We start from the raw sequence: 2,764 nt of genomic DNA, 5'->3' as shown, positions 1-2,764 counted from the left end.
TGTCTCCGTCACATCATTGTTCAGATCAACATCTGCGCGAAAAGAGGCTTCGCCCTCGTCCTGGAATGTGACCGATCTGCTGAAATAACGGTGTTCTCCCTTCTTGAGCAAAGGGACATCGAACTCCGTATGCCCCTGCCCCTCTACCCAGATGCTCATTTTTGAGGGCGGGGATGTCCTTTCCCCGACATTCTCAACAAAAGCCATAATGCCGGCAGGCGATCCTACGGATACCTTGCGGGGATTATGGATGCATGCGACGAGATCGGGCAGGCTTCCCCCGCGGACACTGACATGGACCGTTCTCTGATCGGGCAGCATGTGATCGCCGGATCCCGGTGTCCAGAATGTCCCTACTATCACGGAAACGCAAACATCACCGCCGGCAGGGAACTTTTCCGTGTGGGTAATATAGGTATGGTCGCCGAAATTGAGGGGCGGGACCGCGTATTCGACCTTCTTTGCCTGTCCATAGGTAGTAAGACCGCAGAACCCCATGACGATAAACGCCTTCATCGGCTCGCTCTTTGCATTGCCTCCGTTGTCGATGCGGGCACGTATGACCACTTCCTGACCTGCATCGAGCGTCTGGGGTGTTACGGTGAGCTGACCGACCGTGAGGTCGGCTTTGGCGTTAACAATAGTGAATGGCGGGCTCTCGGCAGCGACCTTCTTATCCACCGTCTCGACCTTCACCTTAAGATCCGAACCCCATATATCCACGGGGATCTTCCATTTATAACCATTCACACAGACCGACGGGGTGATCTGCAGGACCTCTGCACCGTCCTTGATGAGGCCTATCCGGAAACACCCGCTCGGGATGTTCCCCTTTTTCGACCATTCTATCATCACATCGTTCCCCTGGGTGAAGTGATCGCCGCTTTTGGGCTTCATCAACGAAAGGGTGCCGTATTTCACCGCGTCGGGAACGGAAACCTTCTTTGCAGCGGGTATATCAGGTACTGATTTCACGGGAGTACTGTCGGTTCTCGGCTTGATGGTTTGCCTCGTCTGCCTCGTCGTGTCAGTCTTTGTCTCGGCACAGAAAACAGGGGAACTTATTGAGGCAAGAAACAATGCAACAAACAACAACCGCCTGATGCGTGATCTCATGACAACCTCCTTTTTTTGTATAGGTTCCACTTTGCCTTGCCCTTTTTCATGTTGCACCGGCAGTTTATCTTAAGCAGGCAGCTATGCCTTCCCTATATCCTTCCCCATCGTCTTCCAGAACATCTCTTCCATCTCGGGGGTGAGGTGCGGGGTCCCCTCTTCCTCCATCGCCTTTATCCGCATGTCATATATGCTTTCAAGCTGCGGCAGGAGCATGGTAACCTCAGGAGAGTTCTCCACCCTCTTACTGATCAGGCTGCGCTGCTTAAGGCCCCTGTCAAAATCCTCTTTATTAACAGGTATGCCATAAAGCATATTCAATATCTCCATAAGCCTCACCTTCCCCATGTAATCCTCTTCCAGTACAACGTACTGCGGCAGGGAGACGATGAATACGGTCGTCTCAATCCCGGACTCTGCCGCCTTTTTCGTGATCAGGTTCGCGATGGACGAAGGACCGTTATACGTGATGGGCAGCACCCCGGCCCTCCTCACGTCTTCAAGCGCCTTTTCTCCCATTCCATATCCGCTGACGAGTAAAGGTCTGGTGTGGGGTACCGTATCATACATGCTTCCCAGGAGGATATATTTCCTCGCCTTGAACGTTTTGAGGAGTTTCAGGACAGAACTGACATAGAGCTCTGCATGGGCATGAGGCTCCAGGAGGCGGATCAGGAGAAGATCGCTCTGCCCTTCCCTTCTCGCATAGCGGATTGCGGTATTGGGGATGGAGAGGTCGCGGATGCCCTCTTCGAGGTGGATAGTAGGCCGGTACCGTGTGAAATCGTAGAAGTGACCCGGTGTGGACAACCTTCCCAGTTCTACGGCCCCGAATTGCGCCTCCAATTCGTCCAGGACCAGGCTGCCGACGTTGTTGACGTCTATCCAGGGGTGGAGAGTGACCAGGACAAAGGATTCACTGCACTCCGGAACCGGGTCGCGTAATTGAAAGGCACCTATTCTCACGAACACTCCCTCCTCTTTGATTGCATACTTTACTTAGGATTATACCAGATTTCTATCCATTGCTGGTAGCTTTTCCCGCTGCCCGTCCCTTCTGTTCGCCATCCAGTAAAAAGTGATACGACTAACGACTTGCCGATGTTCCACTATAGACTGTTTTTCCTCTTGACAACTCGCCGTAGTGGCAGGAGAATGAACAGCATAAGGATAAAGGGATGTGTGAATTCTGTCTGAAACACGGTGAAGGGGAAAAATGGTACCTGCAGGCAAAGAACTATTCTGATGACCTGTTGAGCGATATCCGCCGTCGCAGATTCATCGAAGACTTTATCTCACACCCCGAATCAACCGCGCGGAGCGTCCGGAGGATCGATCGTCTCGCCAGAGTGCCGGGGCTCATAAGAAGCCTGATAAGCCGCATTATCACCCGGAAGATGAAAAGGATCCACTTCGGGCAGGTAGTACCCATCGAAGAGATCGAACAGATCTTTGGCTTTGTCAATTCCATCGTACGTATAGCCTGCTTCTGCAGGCACACTACCCTTGGTGAAGAAAAACGCTATTGCTACGGGGTCAGCATGGCGCCTGACGGTGGAAGGCTTGCCGAGATCATCAATGGTCTCGACAATAGTTTTATCTCCGGACCGGATAGCGTCGGTCTCGAAACGCTTAATAAGGACGAGGC

At 52.6% G+C, this 2,764-nt stretch carries 3 protein-coding genes; 1 reads left to right on the top strand and 2 read right to left on the bottom strand.

Features of this window, described 5'->3' with window-relative positions; all coding sequences use genetic code 11:
* Together PHU49_16745 and PHU49_16740 are read right to left on the bottom strand one after the other, a co-directional pair.
* A partial coding sequence (locus PHU49_16745) for a CARDB domain-containing protein (GenBank protein MDD5245659.1) occupies positions 1–1,116 on the bottom strand: 1,116 nt, incomplete at its 3' end.
* Positions 1,117–1,197: 81 nt separating this feature from the next.
* Positions 1,198–2,088 (bottom strand): PAC2 family protein, encoded by an 891-nt coding sequence (locus tag PHU49_16740; protein MDD5245658.1) that lies wholly within the window; start codon positions 2,086–2,088, stop codon positions 1,198–1,200.
* Between the two features lie 206 nt (positions 2,089–2,294).
* Between PHU49_16740 and PHU49_16735 the strand changes: the two genes are divergently transcribed.
* Positions 2,295–2,764, top strand: a 470-nt coding sequence (locus tag PHU49_16735; GenBank protein MDD5245657.1) for a hypothetical protein, incomplete at its 3' end; no start/stop codon positions are given.

The sequence above is a fragment of the Syntrophorhabdaceae bacterium genome, from assembly GCA_028713955.1.
Taxonomy (GTDB): Bacteria; Desulfobacterota; Syntrophorhabdia; order Syntrophorhabdales; family Syntrophorhabdaceae; genus UBA5609.
This window is presented reverse-complemented; position numbering and strand designations above follow the sequence as displayed.